The 19,085-nt window shown below is 52.6% G+C and carries 18 protein-coding genes and 1 riboswitch; of the genes, 16 read left to right on the top strand and 2 right to left on the bottom strand.

Going from position 1 to position 19,085, the window contains the following annotated elements:
- Window positions 1-57 precede the first annotated feature (57 nt).
- From BC440_RS10445 to ribB, 6 genes are all read left to right on the top strand, one after another.
- On the top strand, window positions 58-2,724 hold the full coding sequence (locus BC440_RS10445; protein ID WP_063094071.1) for a valine--tRNA ligase: 2,667 nt from the start codon (window positions 58-60) through the stop codon (window positions 2,722-2,724).
- Window positions 2,725-2,875: 151 nt separating this feature from the next.
- Window positions 2,876-4,309, top strand: coding sequence for an aminodeoxychorismate synthase component I (gene pabB / locus BC440_RS10440; RefSeq protein ID WP_247643561.1), 1,434 nt, complete (start codon window positions 2,876-2,878; stop codon window positions 4,307-4,309).
- 54 nt (window positions 4,310-4,363) lie between these two features.
- Complete coding sequence (locus tag BC440_RS10435; protein ID WP_071240064.1) at window positions 4,364-4,957, top strand: aminodeoxychorismate/anthranilate synthase component II; 594 nt, start codon at window positions 4,364-4,366, stop codon at window positions 4,955-4,957.
- Complete coding sequence (locus BC440_RS10430) at window positions 4,954-5,820, top strand: aminotransferase class IV (RefSeq protein WP_071240063.1); 867 nt, start codon at window positions 4,954-4,956, stop codon at window positions 5,818-5,820. The genes BC440_RS10435 and BC440_RS10430 overlap by 4 nt, the downstream gene beginning before the upstream one ends.
- A gap of 57 nt (window positions 5,821-5,877) precedes the next feature.
- On the top strand, window positions 5,878-7,155 hold the full coding sequence (locus BC440_RS10425; RefSeq protein WP_037992632.1) for an EAL domain-containing protein: 1,278 nt from the start codon (window positions 5,878-5,880) through the stop codon (window positions 7,153-7,155).
- 132 nt (window positions 7,156-7,287) lie between these two features.
- A riboswitch (FMN riboswitch) is annotated at window positions 7,288-7,438 on the top strand.
- Window positions 7,439-7,557: 119 nt separating this feature from the next.
- The gene (ribB, locus tag BC440_RS10420) at window positions 7,558-8,226 is read left to right on the top strand and encodes a 3,4-dihydroxy-2-butanone-4-phosphate synthase (protein ID WP_007089643.1); all 669 of its coding nucleotides are present in this window, start codon (window positions 7,558-7,560) and stop codon (window positions 8,224-8,226) included.
- A 202-nt stretch (window positions 8,227-8,428) separates the two neighbouring features.
- Here the strand turns inward: ribB and xth are convergent, their stop codons facing one another.
- Together xth and erpA are read right to left on the bottom strand one after the other, a co-directional pair.
- Window positions 8,429-9,256, bottom strand: a complete 828-nt coding sequence (gene xth / locus BC440_RS10415; protein ID WP_083379340.1) for an exodeoxyribonuclease III — start codon at window positions 9,254-9,256, stop codon at window positions 8,429-8,431.
- A gap of 76 nt (window positions 9,257-9,332) precedes the next feature.
- Complete coding sequence (erpA, locus tag BC440_RS10410; protein WP_007089641.1) at window positions 9,333-9,674, bottom strand: iron-sulfur cluster insertion protein ErpA; 342 nt, start codon at window positions 9,672-9,674, stop codon at window positions 9,333-9,335.
- A 269-nt stretch (window positions 9,675-9,943) separates the two neighbouring features.
- On the opposite strand from erpA, the gene argS reads away from it, so the two are divergent.
- From argS to tatC, 10 genes are all read left to right on the top strand, one after another.
- The gene (gene argS / locus BC440_RS10405) at window positions 9,944-11,695 is read left to right on the top strand and encodes an arginine--tRNA ligase (RefSeq protein WP_071240217.1); all 1,752 of its coding nucleotides are present in this window, start codon (window positions 9,944-9,946) and stop codon (window positions 11,693-11,695) included.
- A 5-nt stretch (window positions 11,696-11,700) separates the two neighbouring features.
- The gene (locus tag BC440_RS10400; RefSeq protein WP_071240062.1) at window positions 11,701-12,546 is read left to right on the top strand and encodes an SPOR domain-containing protein; all 846 of its coding nucleotides are present in this window, start codon (window positions 11,701-11,703) and stop codon (window positions 12,544-12,546) included.
- Window positions 12,533-13,600: a beta-N-acetylhexosaminidase gene (nagZ, locus tag BC440_RS10395; RefSeq protein WP_071240061.1), complete on the top strand. Its 1,068-nt coding sequence runs from the start codon at window positions 12,533-12,535 to the stop codon at window positions 13,598-13,600. Before BC440_RS10400 ends, nagZ begins: the two co-directional genes overlap by 14 nt.
- A gap of 14 nt (window positions 13,601-13,614) precedes the next feature.
- Entirely contained in the window at window positions 13,615-14,298 is a 684-nt protein-coding gene (locus BC440_RS10390) for a site-2 protease family protein (RefSeq protein ID WP_071240060.1), read from the top strand.
- A gap of 26 nt (window positions 14,299-14,324) precedes the next feature.
- Window positions 14,325-15,233: a ScpA family protein gene (locus BC440_RS10385; RefSeq protein ID WP_071240059.1), complete on the top strand. Its 909-nt coding sequence runs from the start codon at window positions 14,325-14,327 to the stop codon at window positions 15,231-15,233.
- On the top strand, window positions 15,223-15,993 hold the full coding sequence (gene scpB, locus BC440_RS10380; RefSeq protein ID WP_071240058.1) for an SMC-Scp complex subunit ScpB: 771 nt from the start codon (window positions 15,223-15,225) through the stop codon (window positions 15,991-15,993). The genes BC440_RS10385 and scpB overlap by 11 nt, the downstream gene beginning before the upstream one ends.
- Before the next feature lie 135 nt (window positions 15,994-16,128).
- Window positions 16,129-17,172 carry an ABC transporter ATP-binding protein gene (locus BC440_RS10375; protein ID WP_071240057.1) on the top strand — a complete coding sequence of 348 codons (1,044 nt, stop codon included), beginning with the start codon at window positions 16,129-16,131 and terminating at the stop codon, window positions 17,170-17,172.
- A 165-nt stretch (window positions 17,173-17,337) separates the two neighbouring features.
- Window positions 17,338-17,568 carry a twin-arginine translocase TatA/TatE family subunit gene (gene tatA / locus BC440_RS10370; protein WP_007089633.1) on the top strand — a complete coding sequence of 77 codons (231 nt, stop codon included), beginning with the start codon at window positions 17,338-17,340 and terminating at the stop codon, window positions 17,566-17,568.
- 35 nt (window positions 17,569-17,603) lie between these two features.
- Window positions 17,604-18,017 (top strand): Sec-independent protein translocase protein TatB, encoded by a 414-nt coding sequence (gene tatB / locus BC440_RS10365; RefSeq protein ID WP_071240056.1) that lies wholly within the window; start codon window positions 17,604-17,606, stop codon window positions 18,015-18,017.
- 2 nt (window positions 18,018-18,019) lie between these two features.
- Window positions 18,020-19,018: a twin-arginine translocase subunit TatC gene (tatC, locus tag BC440_RS10360; RefSeq protein ID WP_341455978.1), complete on the top strand. Its 999-nt coding sequence runs from the start codon at window positions 18,020-18,022 to the stop codon at window positions 19,016-19,018.
- Window positions 19,019-19,085 lie beyond the last annotated feature (67 nt).

Below are 19,085 nucleotides of genomic sequence, written 5' to 3'. Positions count from 1 at the left end.
AACGGTGCGCCGCTTTTTCTTTGTACAGTGATAAAACCCGCAGCGGATCAAAAGACCATGTTGGAGAAGACATATAGCCCGGCCGACGTTGAAGGCAGACTTTACGATAAATGGGAAAAATCGGGGGCGTTTGCCGCCGATCCTGCATCAGGTGCAAATCCCTATGTCATCATGATGCCGCCGCCCAACGTAACCGGCAGCCTCCATATGGGGCATGCACTGACCTTTACGCTTCAGGATATTCTGGTGCGCTATAACCGGATGTCGGGCAAGGATACGCTGTGGCAGCCCGGTACCGACCATGCCGGTATCGCGACACAGATGGTTGTTGAACGCCAGCTTGGCGAACAAAACGTGACGCGTCATGACCTTGGCCGCGAAAAGTTCATCGAAAAAGTCTGGGAATGGAAAGAAAAATCCGGCGGCACCATCACCAATCAGCTTCGCCGTCTGGGCGCATCACCAGATTGGCCACGTGAACGCTTTACCATGGACGATGGTCTGTCGGCTGCTGTTCGCAAGGTATTTGTTACCCTGCACAAACAGGGACTGATTTACCGTGACAAGCGTCTGGTCAACTGGGACCCGAAACTTCTGACCGCGATTTCCGATCTTGAAGTCGTTCAGAAAGAAGTCAAAGGCCATTATTGGCACTTCAAATACCCGATTGAGGGCAAGGAAGGCGAGTTCATCACCGTTGCGACCACGAGGCCTGAAACCATGCTGGGTGATACCGGTGTTGCGGTTCATCCTGATGATGAACGTTACAAGGATCTGATTGGTCAGTACTGCATTCTGCCAATCGTGGGACGCCGCATCAAAATCGTTGCCGATGAATATGCCGATCCTGAAAAGGGATCGGGCGCCGTTAAAATCACCCCAGCGCATGATTTCAACGACTTTGAAGTCGGCAAACGCAATGATCTCGAAAAAATCAACATCATGGATGATCATGCGCGCATCAATGATGACGCGCCGGAAGAATATCGTGGTCTGGATCGGTTCAAGGCACGCGAACTGATCGTTGCCAAAATGGAAGAACTCGGTCTGCTGGAAAAGATCGAAGACACCGTTCACATGGTGCCATATGGTGACCGGTCAAACGTCGTGATCGAGCCGTACCTGACCGATCAGTGGTTCGTGAATGCCGAAGTTCTGGCCAAACCGGCGACCGAGGCAGTTGAAGACGGTCGTATCAAATTTGTGCCCAAAAACTGGGAAAACACCTATTTTGAATGGATGCGCAATATCCAGCCATGGTGCATATCGCGTCAGCTTTGGTGGGGACATCGCATTCCGGCATGGTTCGGTCCAGACGGTGAAATATTTGTCGAGGAAACCGAAGAAGAAGCATTGGCCGCAGCCAAAGCGCATTTCGGCAAGGATGTTGAACTTACCCAGGAAACCGACGTTCTTGATACGTGGTTCTCATCGGCATTATGGCCATTCTCGACCCTTGGCTGGCCGGATAAAACGCCGGAACTTGATAAATATTATCCGGGCGATGTGCTGGTTACCGGTTTTGACATCATCTTCTTCTGGGTTGCCCGCATGATCATGATGGGCATGCATTTCATGGACGGTAAAGTTCCGTTCAAGGATGTCTATATCCATGCGCTGGTCCGTGACGAACATGGTCAGAAGATGTCGAAATCCAAGGGCAACGTAATTGATCCGCTGGAACTGATTGACGAATATGGCTGTGACGCGCTGCGTCTGACCCTGACGGCACTGGCGGCTCAGGGTCGCGATATCAAGCTTGCAGCGTCCCGCGTTGAAGGTTACCGCAACTTCGCGACCAAGCTTTGGAATGCGGCACGTTTCGCTGAAATGAACGAATGCAAACCGGTCGACGGGTTCAATCCTGCCAATGTCAGTTCGACACTGGCACGCTGGATTGTCGGTAAGACCGCCGAGGCGGCAAAAACCGTTTCATCGGGCATCGAAAGCTATCGTTTCAATGATGCAGCGAACGGTGCTTATCAGTTTGTCTGGGGCACTTTCTGCGACTGGTATCTGGAACTTGCAAAACCGGTCCTTATGGGCCAGGACGAAGACGCCAAAGCCGAAATCCGGGCTGTGACTGCATGGGTTCTGGATCAGATTCTTTTGATCCTGCACCCGATCATGCCCTATATCACCGAAGAACTTTGGGAAAAGTCGGCTGATAATCGTGCGACGCTTCTGATGTCGCAGGCTTATCCGAAATTCGACGATGCACTGATTGACCGTGCCGCCGAAGATGAAATCGATCTTGCCATCCGCCTGATCGGTAATATTCGTGGTGTTCGTTCCGAAATGAACGTACCGCCTGCGGCTGAGGTTCCGATCTATCTGGTCGATGCATCCGATGCAATGAAGGCAGCCGTGTCCGCGCAGGAAGCCCAGGTTAAACGTCTGGCACGTGTGGCTGTGGTTGAATTCAAAGGGCAGGGCGATGTTGAAGCCATCGCCAAAGGGGCCATTCAGACCGTCGTTGACGGTGTAACCGTCTTCGTTTCGGTTGCCGATTTCATCGATGTCGTGGCCGAAAAGTCGCGCCTTGAAAAGGAAATCGACGGCAAAACCAAATATATCAAGGGTCAGGAAGGCAAATTGTCGAACGAAAGTTTCGTCAGCCGTGCGCCTGAACATATTGTCGCGACCGAAAAAGCCAAGCTTGAAGAAGCGCGCGATACCCTTGCCAAACTTCAGGAAGCTCACGCCCGCATCGCGGCGATGTAATTCCGGTTGTTGTAATCACGTCAAAGGGCCAGTCCATCGGGTTGGCCCTTTTGCGTTTCATTCACTCTGATCTTTGACGAATTTTGAAATTCATCCTCGCCAGAGTTATAGAATCGCATAAATTGGCGACCAACCGTTATCTCGCGATCTGATGCAACTTTATCCCGATGATGGGCCGAACCGTAAAATGCTGATTGAAGAATGCCCTTATATCGAACCGCTTGATGCCTACGGTGCCTTTGCCGGGTTCGCAGACAGTCATTTTCTTGATTCCGGTGACCGGGACCGCTTTGCTTATGTTGTTGCATCGCCGTTGCATAAACTGACTGCCAAGAACGGGCAGGTGAAGCTTGACGGTTTTCCCGTTCCCGGTGATCCGTTCGGGGTTCTAGCCGATCTGATGGCGCGCTATCGTGTGGAAGCCGATCCGGATTTACCCCCGTTTCAGGGCGGGGCTGTCGGTTATTTCGGTTATGAGCTTGCCCAACAGCTCGAAACGCTTCCCCATGCTCCGCAGGACTGGCTCAACATGCCCGACATGGCGGTTGGCATCTATGACCTTGTTATCGCATTCGATCAGCTTGATCGCCGCATGTGGCTTATTTCGACGGGGATTCCCGAAACATCGCCGACTGCACGGAAAAAACGTGCGGCTGATCGCATCGGGATTATTCGTAAGTACCTTCGGCTTGCACGGCCAATGCTTGAAACGCCCGAAATTCCTCATAGGCCAGATATCATGCCTTGGCAGTCGAACTTTGATCGTGTCGGCTACGAAGGTGCCGTGCAGACCGTCGTTGATTACATCCATGCCGGGGATATTTTTCAGGCGAATCTGTCGCAAAGCTTCCGGGCCGAATATACTTATGATGCCATTCCCAAACGGTTTGACCTTTATCGCCGCCTCAGCCTTGCCAGTCCGGCACCATTCGGGGCTTTCCTGAATTTTGGCGATGTGGCAGTCCTGTCCAATTCGCCCGAGCGGTTTATGAAGGTCGCGAATGGGCAGGTGGAAACCAGACCGATCAAGGGCACACGCAGGCGCGGGGCCATGCCCGTCGAGGATGCCGAACTCGCACAGGAATTGATGTTATCTGCGAAAGATCGCGCAGAAAATATTATGATTGTTGACCTTCTGCGTAACGATTTATCGAAAGTATGCAAGCCGCATAGCGTAAAGACGCCGCAGATTTGTACGCTTGAGAGTTATGCAAATGTCCATCATTTGGTTTCGACTGTGACCGGGGAATTGCAGGATGGCAAGTCTGCTGTCGATTTGCTAGCGGCCTGTTTCCCAGGCGGTTCGATTACAGGCGCACCAAAAATCCGCGCAATGGAAATCATTACCGAACTTGAAAGATCGACGCGTGGTGCATATTGCGGGGCAATCGGCTTTATCAGCTTTAATGGCAGCATGGATACCAATATTGCGATCCGAAGCATTTGTGTAAATGGCGGTCGTATGGCGTTCAATGTCGGTGGTGGAATCGTCGCCGATAGCATTCCCGCTGCTGAATATGATGAGACGCTGGTCAAGGCCGCCAAGATATTCGAAGCATTGGGGATCCGGCCCTATGCGGTGTAAGATGGTTGACCTTATGCATTATCATCAACGCACTCCTGGACGGATCGGGTTGAAATGATCCTGCTGATCGACAATTACGATTCCTTTGTTTTCAATCTGGCGCGCTATTTCGTGGAGCTTGGACAGAAGGTTGATGTCGTGCGCAATGATCGGATCGATATTGATGAAGTACGTCGGTTGAATCCCGATGCCATCGTCTTTTCCCCCGGACCATGCGGCCCGGATGAAGCGGGAAACAGTATCGACCTGATTACCAAATTATCCGGCGATTACCCGATGCTGGGGGTCTGCCTGGGGCATCAGTCGATTGCACGGGCATTTGGTGGCGTCGTAAAGCGCGCAAACCGACCGGTACATGGCATGACATCGGCAATTGATCACAATGGTTCGGCACTGTTTAACGGTATCAAATCTCCGCTGACGGTAACGCGCTATCACTCGCTGGTTGTTGATCTTCCGCTGGATGGCACTTTGGTTCAGACCGCGACGGGACCGGACGGCGAAATCATGGCTTTTGCCCATCGGGATCTGCCGATCTTTGGTGTCCAATTCCATCCCGAAGCCGTCTTGACCGAGCAGGGACATGATTTGTTGTCTAACTTCCTTGCCATTGCCGGTGCGACCGTTCCGCGAAAGGCTGCGTCGTGACGAAAGTCTGGCTTAATGGCAATATCATTGGTCAGACGGATGCGCATATTGCCGTCACGGATCGGGGATTGCTGTTGGGAGATGGTTTTTTTGAAACCATGCGGGCCCATAAAGGCAGGGTTGCCTGGCTTGATCGGCATCTTGATCGTCTGACCAGCCATGCCGAATTAATCGGGCTTGATCCGATATTATTGCCAAATGCCCAAACAATTGCCCAGGCTATCGCATCGCTTTGTATGGAACTCGGTGGGAATGAAGCGGTTATCCGCCTGACCGTTACGCGTGGTAGCGGCCCGCGCGGGTTGTTACCACCCCAGGATTGCCATCCCACGGTTCTGATAACGGCGGCTCCCTTTGCCAAAGCGGCAAAGGATGAGGGATTGATCCTTGCGACGTCAAAACGGGTTCGGCGCAATCCGTGGTCGATTGCAGGCAAGGTCAAAAGCCTTAACTATCTCGACAATATAGCGGCGCGACAGGAAGTCGCCGCTTGTGGCGCGGAAGAGGCACTCGTTCTTTCTGTTGATGGTTCTGTCGCGGAAACAACAATCGCCAACCTGTTCGGGATTCGTGACAACACGTTTTATACTGCACCTGCCAATTGCGGAATTCTTGCCGGGTTGGCACGGAAATTCGTCATTGATTGGTGTCGAGATCAGGCGGTTGCCGTCCACGAGGCGTCTATCGATCTGAAAGACCTGCTGTCAATGGATTTGGTTTTTGTCTGTAACGCATTGCAGGGAATAAGGTTTGTTCGCTCGATTGATGGCGTTGCTTTTGACTTTGATCAGGCGAAGCACGATCACGCTATGCAATTGGTGAGTGATTTTGAAAAATCACTATGCTTTGGTATAGATGTTTAACTAAAATTAACTTCAATCGGGCATTTTCGTTTCCCACGCCTTTTGACGGGAATGCACATGACCGCGTCTTCAACAAAATCGGAACTGACCTTAGCAAGGTTCGTTGAAAACCTGCGCAAACACGGGGCCAATGGCAAGCGGTCGATTGTTGCAATTTTGAATATCCCCGTATCCTTGCGCCTTGAACCGCAGGATTATCAGGATATTTCGCGTGATGCATTTCATCATCTGCCTGAAAAGACCCAAGAATATCGTCTTGAAAACGGTATGGTCGCTTTTATTCGTCCATCCAAATCGTTTGGTGAAACCGATACGTTTTTGACCAGTGTGACCGAAACGCTCAAGGACGTTATCCATCGACAGGGTTTGGGCGACATCCCGCAAAAGCTTTGGAACGAATTTTCCTGGCCAGAAGACCGCAAGGCAATGTTTGGTTTGTTGGGGCTTCCTGAAGAAAACCATTTTCCAAACGAAAGCCTGCAACGCTTTGATATGGCCGAAATGCTGCGTTCTGCCATCACTGATGAAGCGGTTTTCGATTCCTGTCGCCGTCAGGCTATTCTGGAATTTCACGACAGCCGTCGCGAAATCCTTGGCCATGAACTTTATTGTTCGCTGGATTATCTGCGTCAGCACCATCTTGCCAGTTTCCTTCTGGAAGGCCCGGGCGAGGTTGAAATCCTGTCGCGCGTGCTTGATGAGAAGGTGATGGATGTCACCAAAAGTCTGGCCCCTCAAATGCTGCCGGATACCTTGCATCTGAATATGATGGTGCAAACGGTATTCAGTGATCGCTTTGCCGAGTTTCTGGGCTCGGAAGACAGTCGTTTTGCTGAAAATCTGGCGATTGAAATCTCGCTTGAAAATGCGATTTCAGATTGGTGGGAATTCGAAGATGCCTGCAATCTGCTGCATTCTGCTGGCGTGCGTGTGGGGCTTGATCGTATCACCTTGCCATCGCTTGAATTCCTGTCGCCTCAAAAGATCAATGTCGATTTCGTCAAGGTGATCTGGGATCAGAACATTATCGGCTCCAAACGGGCTGACGCGACAGACAGGCTTCGCGAATTTGCTTCTGTTTTTGCCGACCGCAACCTGATTCTGACCCGGTGTGACAGTCGCACGGCACTGCGCATGGGCCGAAGCCTTGGTGTGGATGCGTTTCAGGGAAGCTACATCGACGCGCTTTTGGGTAAATACCTGCATAAGGAATGTAAATCGCGTAATACCACTTCGGATCGTAAATGTGCTGTATGTCAGTGGGCACCGCGCGAATTACGCAAAAATGGTTGCGAATTTCATTTCAGGGCTGGAAAAATTCTGGCCGAGATTTGACCTTGTCGCCCTACTACCCGGCAACACAGTGTTTCCACTGACACCCTGTATAGGGGGTTTGACAACAATCTTTCCATTTTCTAAAGTGAAGAGGTCTGATCAAGGTGGTCAGGCATGTCGTTGAAACACGGCGCTTATTCTCAGGGCAGGGTGAAATTCCTGACCGGCGGTAATCCTGATTTCAGGGAAGCCCGCGAGCGCCTGCCAAAGCAATTTGGCAGGGTCAGCAGATCCGGTGAGATTCCGGAGCCGACGGTAACAGTCCGGATGGGAGAGGATAAAGCGTGGCGGATAACGGGGGAACCTGTTGTTGTCAGCCTATGACTGTCGTGCGGCTTTGCCGTGCGTGCAGACCTTTCTTTTGATGCCTTGATTCGTAAGCTCCTTAAACGGAGAACCGTTATGAATCAGAGTGTTCATCAGGAACCGGAACTTTCGATCTTTGGCGATCCGATTGCACGTATGGAACGTGCACTTTCGGATTTGCGCAATGGCAAGGGGGTTCTGGTCGTCGATGATGAAGATCGCGAAAATGAAGGCGATCTTATTTTTTCCGCAGAAAATCTGACCAATGAACAGATGGCGATGCTGATCCGCGATTGCAGCGGCATTGTCTGCCTGTGTCTGACCGATGAAATGGCAACTGCACTTGATCTACCGCCGATGGTTGCCAACAACACGTCGAGCATGGGAACCGGTTTTACCGTTTCCATCGAGGCAAAGGTTGGCGTGACCACCGGTGTTTCCGCTGCTGATCGCGTGACCACGGTCAAAACCGCAATTGCCGATGGAGCAAAGCCGGATGACCTTGCCCGTCCGGGGCATGTCTTCCCGCTACGTGCACGTGCAGGCGGTGTTCTGGAACGTCGCGGTCATACCGAAGGAACGGTTGATCTGATGCGTCTGGCAGGCTTTAAACCGGCAGGTGTTCTCTGCGAAGTCACCAATCCGGACGGCACCATGGCGCGTTTACCGGAACTGATTGCCTACGCACAGCAGCACGACATTGTTGTGATCAGCATCGAAGATATCGTTGCCTATCGCGGCGTTTTACAGCTTGCAGCGGAATAGATATGTCAGACAGGGACCGTCTGGGGGTGAGAGTTTAATCTGACTTTGCGCTTCTTGGGCTCTTGGCGAGCGAGTAGCACGACAAATTTGCGCACTTGGCAAGGCTTGCGTCATACTTTGCTCAAGCTGAAAGGCAGCAGAGTTTTTCTGCTGCCTTTTGCGTTCGATGACTTTGTCTCGCCGGGCCGCGAACGATCCTTGATCAGTCGTCGATCATGCACCAGACCGGGGTGTGATCCGATGCCTTTTCCTTGGCGCGCGGGTCGCGATCAATATTCGATGCGCTGAGCCGGTCGGCTGCGGCCGGAGTCAACAGCAGGTGATCGATGCGAAGCCCGTTATCCTTGTTCCACGCCCCCGCACGGTAATCCCACCAGCTATATTGGTGGCCCTGCGGATTGAAGGTCCGGAATGCGTCGGTGTAGCCCATATTCATCATGGTTCGCAGTTTTTTGCGTTCCACGGTCGAACATAGAACGGTTTCGTGCAGCTTGATCGGGTCGTAAACATCCGAGTCATCCGGCGCGATGTTGTAGTCACCGCCCATAACGGCGGCGTCGCCACTTTCACGGATTTTCTCAAAACGCTTGATCAGGCGATCCAGGAAGTTCAGCTTATATTCGAATTTCTCCGATCCGACCTCGCTTCCCATCGGGACGTAGATCGATGCCACACGAATCGGACGATTTCCCGCTATAGTGGCTTCGATATAGCGTGCCTGTTCGTCGTTGTCATTGCCCGGCAGGCCGCGTTCGACATCTTCAATCGGGAATTTTGACAGGATCGCCACCCCATTATAGGTCTTCTGGCCGTGCAGGGCGATGTTATAGCCAAGATCCTCGATTTCCATGGCCGGGAAGCCGTCATCGACAGTTTTGGTTTCCTGAAGCAGGACAACATCGGGCTTTGCGTCGCCAAGCCATTCAAGGATATTGGGCAGGCGAGCCTTGATCGAGTTGACGTTCCAGGTGGCGATTTTCATGCGGGCCTCGATGTTCAGGATGAGTTTTGCGGCTTTATGCACAGACATAACAGCGTTATGTCCAAACAAAAACGGGGTCCGTGAAACACGAACCCCGTTTTATAAATCGTTTTTCCGATGCGGATCAAACCGAGAAACTGGATCCGCAACCGCACGATGATGTTGCGTTTGGATTATTCACACGAAACGCTGCACCAACCAGTTCGCGGACAAAATCGATTTCCGCACCACCGAGAAGATCGAGCGATACGTCATCAATCACCATTTTCGCGCCGTGATTTTCGAAAATGTGGTCTTCATCGGTCTTGTCGGAATCAAGCGAGAATTCATACTGAAAACCGCTACACCCGCCACCGGAAACCTGAAGACGCAACATCAGGCCCGACTTGCCATCGCTGGCAATCAGTTCCTGAATACGTTTTGCGGCACTTTCGGTCATCTGGACCTGCCGGGCAGTTTCCGTCATTCGACACTCCTTGATTGTGCTATCCCGAAATATTCCAGTTGCTGGATATTCACGGGCAACCCAACGGGTATATTGACGATCATGGTGGCAACTTTAACACAGCCTGATCGCGTTCCTTAAGGGTCTATTTAGCGTGCATGGCAGAAATGTCAAAACCTGAGAGCAGGGCAACCAAGCGGTTGCTTGCGTTTTGATGCGAAATGTCCCAAAACAGCCACATCAAAATGGTTGTGATGGACCATGAACGAAATTTGCAAAGACCAAAAGTGATGAATGTTTTCAGCCTGTTGAAAAGCGACATCGAGAACCAGATTCTCGCCCTTGAAAAAGACGGCGTTCTGCCCGCTGGCAGCGATACCGCACGTATCACGGTCGAACCGCCGCGCGATGCCGCGCATGGCGATGCCGCGACCAATGCCGCGATGCTGCTTTCCAAGGCTGCGGGGATGAAGCCACGTGATCTGGCAGAAAAACTTGCCGAAAAACTCGGCACGCTAGATCATATCGAACAGGTCGAGATCGCCGGGCCCGGTTTCATCAATCTGCGAATGGCCGATGATTTCTGGTTGTCGCAGATCACCGAAGTGCTTGAAAACGGCAAGACCTATGGCAACAGCAATCTTGGTGCAAACACCAAGATGAATGTCGAATATGTCTCGGCCAATCCGACCGGCCCGATGCATGTCGGCCATTGCCGCGGGGCGGTTGTCGGTGATGTTCTGGCAAATCTGCTGGCCAAGGCCGGTTACGACGTGACCAAGGAATATTACATCAACGATGCCGGTGCGCAGGTCGATGTTCTGGCGCGATCCCTGCATCTGCGTTACCGCGAAGCACTTGGCGAAACCATCGATGAAATTCCGGCTGGTCTTTATCCGGGCGATTATCTGGTGGCACCGGGCAAAAAGCTTGCGGCGCGTGACGGCAACAAATGGGTCGAAGCCCCCGAGGAAAATTGGCTGGAAGAGTTCCGGGGTTTTGCCATTGTCGAGATGATGGCATTGATCAAGGAAGACCTGCGTCTTCTGGGCGTTGATCACGACGTCTTTACGTCTGAAGCCGGACTTGTTGCCGCAGGCAAGGTGCAGGCCGCGTTCGAGCATCTGGAGAAAAAGGGCGACATTTATGTCGGCGTTCTGGAACCGCCAAAAGGCAAAACGCCCGATGATTGGGAACCGCGCCCGCAGACGCTGTTCCGGGCGACTGAATTTGGTGATGATGTTGACCGCCCTCTGAAAAAGTCGGATGGCAGTTGGACCTATTTTGCGTCCGATATTGCCTATCACTTTGACAAATACGAACGTGGTTTCAACCACATGATCGATATTTTCGGTGCTGATCATGGCGGTTACGTCAAACGTATGAAAGCCGCGACCAAGGCGATTACGGGCGGCGAGGGCGACCTTGATGTCAAGCTTTGCCAATTGGTCAGCCTATTTGACAATGGTGAGCCGGTTAAAATGTCCAAACGTGCCGGAACGTTCGTGACCCTGCGTGATGTGGTTGAACGCGTTGGTAAGGATGTCGTGCGGTTCATCATGTTGACGCGCAAGAACGACGCGACGCTTGATTTTGATTTTGCCAAAGTAACCGAACAGTCCAAAGACAACCCGGTATTTTACGTTCAATACGCCCATGCCCGCGTTAATTCGGTATTTCGTCAGGCGCGCGAAGCGTTCCCTAATCAGGATTTCTCGGATGCGGCACTGGTCGGGGCCGATCTATCGGCTTTGGTGTCGGAAGATGAAAAGATGCTGGTGCGTCGGATGGCTGAATGGCCGCGTATTGTTGAACAGGCCGCCGTTGCACATGAGCCACATCGTATCGCATTCTTCCTGAGCGAAATTGCTGCCGAATTCCACGCCTTGTGGAACAAGGGGCGTGACAATACCGCATTGCGTTTCATCGTTGCCGATGATCTGGCGGTGACGCAGGCGCGCCTTGCCATGATCCGTGCTGCCGCATTGGTTATTGCGTCCGGTCTTGATGTCCTGGGCGTTGCCCCGGTCGAGGAGATGTAATCACGATGAACGAAGAACAGGGTTTCGGCCTTAGAGCGGAGCAGCGTTATCAAGGGGCTGGCAAAAAAGCCCCGGGCGGCGGCTTGGCGAAAGGGGTTGGAACCATCGTTCTTGGTCTTGTGATTATTGGTGGTGGTCTGGGCGGGGCCGGTTACTGGTTATATAATCAGGGGCAGCCCGCACAGGAGGAAGGCAAATTGCCAATCCTTTTGCCAGATCCACTGCCGATCAAGTTGCGACCGGATGATCCCGGCGGAATGGAAGTTCCCCACCGGGATACAACGATTTATGAACAGCTTGATAGTAACCAGCCCGAGGATCAGGTGGTTCTTCAGGAACTGCCTGATATGCCAAAGGCGCCCGATGTCATACCATCCCCCGATAATACGGGAGAACCAGCGGTGATTGAGCAGACACCGGAGGCCGAGATTGTCGCAAATGCAGCGCAGAGCGGTTCGGGCAAAGATGTAAATGCGTCTGCGACAACTCCGGCTGAAACAGCAATTTCCGCACCAAGTGATGCAGAAAAAGCAATCGCTGTTGCCAAGGCCAAGGAACAGGCCGCAGCACCGGCTGCCACCAGCGCCAGCGGCGTATCGGAGAAAGACTTTCGCATTCAATTGGCGTCAGTTCGCGATACGTCGGGGGCCGAAGCGGAATGGAAGAGATTGTTGTCTAAAAACAATGACTTGCTTGGCAGTCTTCAGATATATCTGAAACGTGCAGACCTTGGTGACAAGGGTGTGTTCTATCGTTTGCAAGCCGGTCCTTTGCCGGACTCTGCTGCGGCTGAAACGCTTTGTCGCAACTTGAAACAACGCAATGTGGGGTGTCTGATTGTCCGGCCTTGAGGTAAGAAAACCGCGTGCCTGTATTCTTGGTGTTGAAGGTACAGAACTAAGCAATTGGGAGAAGGGCTTCTTTCGTGAAGCTGATCCCTATGGCTTTATCCTGTTTGCCCGTAATGTCACGGATCTGAAGCAGGTCAAGGCGTTGAACAATCAACTGCGCGAAGTTGTCGGCAATATCAATGTGCCGATTTTTGTCGATCAGGAAGGTGGGCGCGTCATGCGCCTCAAGCCGCCGCACTGGCGCAAAATCCCTGCGGCTGGTGTGTTTGGTCAATTGTTTGAAACAGCACCTGAAAATGCCCGCGAAGCCGCATATATTAATGCGCGCCTGATGGCGGCGGATTTGCGTGATGCCGGGTTTAACATCACCTGTGCGCCGGTGCTTGATATCCGCTTCCCTGGTATGAGCGACGTGGTTGGCGACCGTTCCTATGGTTCGACGGTGGAACAGATTGTGCCGTTGGCAAGTGCGGTTGCCGCCGGGTTGCTGGACGGCGGGATCGCACCGGTCATCAAACATATTCCGGGTCACGGGCGTGCATCGGTCGACAGTCACAAGGATTTGCCGATCGTGACCGCGTCGCGCGAAGAACTGAGTCGCCTTGATTTCGAACCGTTCCGTCAGATGAAGGATGTGGTTGCAGCGATGTCGGCCCATTTGCTGTTTACCGCGATTGATGATCAACGCCCGGGAACCGTATCGGCCAAGGTCATTTCCGAAATTGTCCGCGGTGATATCGGGTTTGAAAACCTTCTGATCAGTGATGATCTATCAATGGAAGCGCTTGGTGGATCGATTGCTAGCCGGACTCACGAATGCCTTGCCGCCGGGTGCGACATTGCCCTTCATTGCAATGGCAAGCGCACGGAAATGGAGGAAGTCGTATCCATGGCCCCGAAACTTGCCGGTGAGGCGCTGACACGTTCGCAATTGCTGAGCAATCAGATCGTAGGTTTTAATACTATACAGCCACCCTCGGCGCAGATTGCCGATTGGCAGGCCCGACTGGCTGAATTGCTATCACCGGTCTGGTCGGCTGGCGAGCAGGCGTAAGGGAAGCTGAATAGGTGAACGACATTATCGAGATTATCATTTCCGCGTCTACGTGGGTGTTGCCGGTATTGCTGGCGGTGACTTTGCACGAAGCCGCGCACGGCTTTGCAGCCAAGCTGTTCGGGGATGATACAGCGCAACGCGCCGGGCGGCTTAGCCTGAACCCGATCCGCCATATTGATCCGGTGGGGACTATTCTGATTCCCGGTTTGCTGTTGCTGACTGGTGCGCCGTTCCTGTTTGGTTATGCCAAGCCGGTCCCGGTCGCGTTCCATCGTTTGCATCCGCAACGTCTTGGTGTAATCGGGGTGGCGGTTGCCGGGCCCGCAACCAACGTCGCATTGGCAATTGCATCAATTCTATTACTGGTCGGGTTGCCGTCATTTTCGCCGGCGGTCAATGACTGGCTGGCAACGACGTTACAGCAGTCGATCTGGCTGAACTGCATTCTGGCGGTGTTTAACATGCTGCCAATCCCGCCATTGGATGGAGGGCGGGTTCTGACCGCGATATCGCCAATGCCAATTGCGCGGGTCTTGGCGCGCATGGAAAAAACCGGCATGATCCTTCTGATTACGCTGATCTTCCTGTTGCCCTACGTCACGGGGCTTCTTGGCGTTAATCTACCGATATTCCAATGGCTGGTGATTGAGCCTGCATCTGCACTTGTTGATTTTCTGGCCGGTATTTTCGCCTGATATGAGGCGGACGGTCCGGGGGGATTATGGCCAAACAGTTCGAACTCGATATTCCGGACGAGGTATTTGACAAGGCACCCGTTGATGATGGGCCAAGTCTTGCTGAACGCCTTATGCTGGATCTGGAAGGGTTTGAAGGGCCGCTTGACCTTTTGCTGGAGCTGGCACGCGACCAGAAAGTCGACATAATCAGGATTTCGATCCTAGAGCTTGCCGAGCAGTATCTGACTTTCATTAATACCGCGCGTGAATTGCGACTGGAACTGGCGGCCGATTATCTGGTGATGGCGGCGTGGCTGGCTTATCTGAAATCTCGGTTGTTGCTGCCAAAGCAGGAGTCCGACGAGGAAGAGCTCAGTGCAGAGGAAATGGCAGAGCTTCTGGCCTTCCAGCTGAAGCGGCTGGAAGCGATGAAAGCGGCCGGTGAGAAACTGCTGGAGCGGCCCAACCTCGGGCGTGATTTCTTTGGCCGGGGTGATCCGGAGGAAGTCCGGGTCACGACGGCGTCGGTTTATGATGCGTCGCTTTATGACCTGTTGAAAGCCTATGCGCAGATCATGCTGACATCTGAATCCAAGACACTGGAGATTGAGGCATTCGATCTTTATGCGATGGACGATGCAATCCGGCGGTTGCGCGATCTGTTCGGGCGACGGGTTGTACCGACATGGACAAAGCTTCTGGAATTCATGCCACATGGTCTTGGCACGCCTTTGAAGGCACGGTCGGCACTGGCTGCGCATTTTGTTGCCAGCCTTGAAATGTGCCGCGATGGCGAATTGGAAATCTCGCAAGAGCAGGTGTTTGGCCCGATCATGCTGAGGTCACCGCAAAAAAGACGCGATCCTGAATTGGACATCACATCCGGGGATTACAGCGATATGGACAAGCTAAGAGCCAAATCCGGGGCAGGGATGGATAATAATGGTGACTGAGACAGTAACCGACCCGCAGTTTGAAATCGATGGTATCGAACACGGTCCTCAAATCGACTTTCAGCATCTTCGAATTGTTGAAGCTGTGCTGTTTGCGTCTGCGGAACCGGTCAGTGAACGGGTTCTTGCCGCGCGTTTGCCCGAAGGTTCAGATGTTTCCCTTTTGCTTAAAGAACTGCAGGCAAACTATTCAGAGCGTGGAATAAATCTGAATCGTGTTGGTGAAAAATGGGCGTTTCGCACTGCGGCTGATTTGGCAGGTGATCTTCATATCGAGGTCGAAAAAGCAAAGAAAATGACGCGTGCAACGCTCGAAACGCTGGCGATCATTGCCTATCACGAGCCGGTTACACGTTCCGAAATTGAAGAAATTCGTGGTGTGGCCCTGTCCAAGGGGACGCTTGATATTCTGCTGGAAGCGAAATGGATCCGTCCGAAGGGGCGCAAACGTGTGCCGGGCCGTCCGGTTCTTTGGGCGACGACGGATGATTTTCTGGATCATTTCGGACTTGAACATCGTGACGATCTGCCGGGACTTGCCGATTTGAAAGCCGCTGGATTGCTTGATAGCCGTCCTGGCATGGGCCGATACGGTGCCAGTTCCGACGAGGAAGCATTGCCCGATCTGGTTGATGATGGCGAAGTTACCGATGCTGTTGTCGAAGAAGCTCTTACGACCCGCAATCTGGCCGATCTTGATGAAACCATCTACAGCGATAATCCCAATCTGGAAGAAGAATACGACGCGGAGAACCGTTAAATCGGGCCCATTCACATCTTTTATCGTGCTTCTTTGATCCAGCTTCTTGCATGCGCTGTTGGGTAGGATTAAATCTGGGAAAGATTTTGCAACTTAATTGCAGGGTTTCCTTGCAAAAGAATAAAGAGAGATCTGATGCCCGACGGCTTGAGAATGTCCAATGTCAGCCATGATTTCGGCAGTACCAAGGTTCTCAAAGACATAAGCTTTGACGTTGCGCCCGGCGAACTGGTTTGCCTTTTGGGGCCCTCGGGATGTGGCAAGACTACTGCATTGCGTATTGCCGCAGGGCTTGAAAAGCTTCAGCAAGGCAGCGTTTCAATTAATGATCAGCTTGTAGCGCGGCCCGGGGAATATCTTGAACCCGAAAAACGCGGTGTCGGTATGGTGTTTCAGGATTACGCCCTGTTTCCGCATCTGAGCGTTGCCAAGAATATCGGGTTCGGTCTGCGTTCATCATCTGAGATTGAACGCAAGGAAGCGGTCGAACGTGCGCTTCGGCAGGTCGGTATGGCAGAATATTACAATGCCTATCCCCACGAATTATCCGGCGGGCAGCAACAGCGGATTGCACTGGCCCGAGCTCTGGCGCCAACACCGCGCGTGATGTTGCTGGACGAGCCGTTTTCGGGGCTTGATGTTGCACGCCGTGCCGAACTTCGTGATACCACGTTGCATGTTTTGAAAAATGCCGGGATCGCAACCATCATGGTGACCCATGATCCGGAAGAAGCGATGTATATGGCGGATCGGATTATCATCATGAATGAAGGGCAGGTGATGCAGGATGGCACCCCCGAAGACCTTTATTTCAATCCGCAAAATCGTTTTGTTGCATCTTTCTTTGGCGAGGTTAACCGTTTCCCCGGAACAGTGCAGGGCGGGATTGTGACGACGCCGCTTGGTGATGTGGCGCAGGGTGATCTTGATGACGGAACACAGGTTGAAGTTCTGGTGCGCCCGGAAGGATTGCAGATTGCCGATGCCATGAATGGACATGATATTCTGGCGCGGGTTGATGCTGTGCGGTCACTTGGTGAAATCAGTCTGATGCATTTATCACTTCATGCGGGCGGGCATGTCCATGCGCGCGTGCCACGCAGACTTTCGTCAGTAAATCAGGGGTCGGTCGCTATTACGCTTGATCCTGACATGACCTTTGTGTTTCCTATGAATTAGGCCAATTTCAACGCGAAACAGGTCCGATGAGACTAAGAAACAAACATACAGGTTCGTAGCGGTGCACGGTATATTCACAATCGTTGCATTGCACAGTGGGGGGCTTTCTGCCATTATCCGGGCATTCTCGCCGGATGGCAGATTGGATCTTTGGAGATAGAAGTTATGGGTATTGGCGTTTGGCAAATCGTTCTGATTCTGGCGATTGTCCTGATCATCTTTGGTGCCGGCAAACTGCCGAAAGTCATGGGTGACATGGGTAAAGGGATCAAGAGCTTCAAAGCAGGCATAAACGAAAAAGACGAAGACAGCGCTGCTTCGGCCAAAACCATCGAAAACAACACGTCTGCTTCGGTTTCTGCTGAAAGCAAAGACAAGGATTCCGTGAAATCCTGATCGTCTGTCGGATTTCCTTCAGATAGGCGTGTTCCATGTTTGATATCGGCTGGACCGAAATGGCACTTGTGGCCGTCGTCGCGTTGTTCGTCGTCGGCCCCAAGGACTTGCCCCATGTGCTTTACAAGCTTGCCGGGTACTGGAAAAAAGTGCGCGGTATGGCGCGCGAATTTCAGGGCGGTATCGATAATCTGATTCGTGAAGCCGAACTTGATGATCTGCGCAAGCAGGTCAACGATGCACGTTCGAGCACATCAGACTTCATCGAAAACAAGATTGCCGAGCCGAAAACCAAGCCAAAACCGGCAAAACCGGCAGATAAAACTGCCGAAAGCGAAACCGACAACAAATCGGAAACCAAAACCACAGCACCGAAGACCGATGCCGCGGCATCTGCAAAACCTGCTGCTGCGGATAAGAAGACTGATCATCCGGAGAGCCAGGCGTGAACATGCAGTCGGATGACAAGCAGATGCCGATCATGGAGCATCTGATCGAGCTTCGGAACCGTCTGACATGGGCGGTTCTGGCACTCTTTATCACTTTCGGTATTTGTTATTATTTCGTCGAAGATATTTACGGGTTCCTCGTAAAGCCCCTTGCTGACGTCATGGGGCCGGACCGGCGCATGATCTATACCGCATTGACCGAGGTGTTCTTCACCTATGTGAAGGTCTCGTTCTTTGCGGCCTGTTTTGTTTCCGCACCGGTCTTTCTTGGCCAGCTATGGGCCTTTGTCGCGCCGGGACTATACAAGAATGAACGTTCGGCATTCATGCCGTTCCTGTTTGCGACGCCGATCCTGTTTCTTGCGGGCGGGGCACTGGTTTACTACCTGATCATGCCGCTGGCGTGGAAATTCTTCCTCAGTTTCGAAAGTGCAGGCGGGGCATCGGGACTTGCCATTCAGCTTGAAGCCAAGGTCGGCGAATATCTTGCGCTGGTGATGAAGCTTATTTTTGCGTTTGGCCTGAGTTTCCAACTACCGGTATTGCTGACACTGATGGCGCGCGCTGGCATCGTAACCGCATCTTCGCTTGCCAAGCGGCGCAAATATGCGGTTGTGATCGCCTTTGTGTTTGCCGCAGTGCTGACGCCGCCGGATCTGATTTCGCAGGTTGGCCTGGCGATCCCCATCATCATTCTTTATGAAATTTCGATCCTGATGGCGCGGATGTCGGAACGTAAACGTGCCCAGCGTGAAGCGGAAGAAGATGCCGAGCTTGAAGGTGACGATGAGGATACCGATCACAATAAAGACGACGTCGATACCCAGGGGGCGGCTGCGGCAGCTGCTGATTACGGGGACGATGATGGCAAAGCAGATGACAAGACCGATTTCAAAGCGCTTGCCGGTTCTGCGCCAAAATCTGATGCGCCTTCGTCATTCCGATCTTTGGGATCCGCGAAAGGCGACGATGACGAGGATGATTTCAATAGCGCGCGCTGATTGAATTGTCCGGTTCTCGAATGACCGATCTGACGGGGTGGACCAAGCGTCCACCCCATCGTATAAA

Origin of the sequence: Thalassospira sp. MIT1004, from assembly GCF_001858545.1 — a bacterium.
In the GTDB taxonomy this organism is placed as follows: Bacteria; Pseudomonadota; Alphaproteobacteria; order Rhodospirillales; family Thalassospiraceae; genus Thalassospira; species Thalassospira xiamenensis.
The sequence above is the reverse complement of the archived record's forward strand: the minus strand, read 5'-3'. Positions and strand labels throughout refer to the sequence as shown.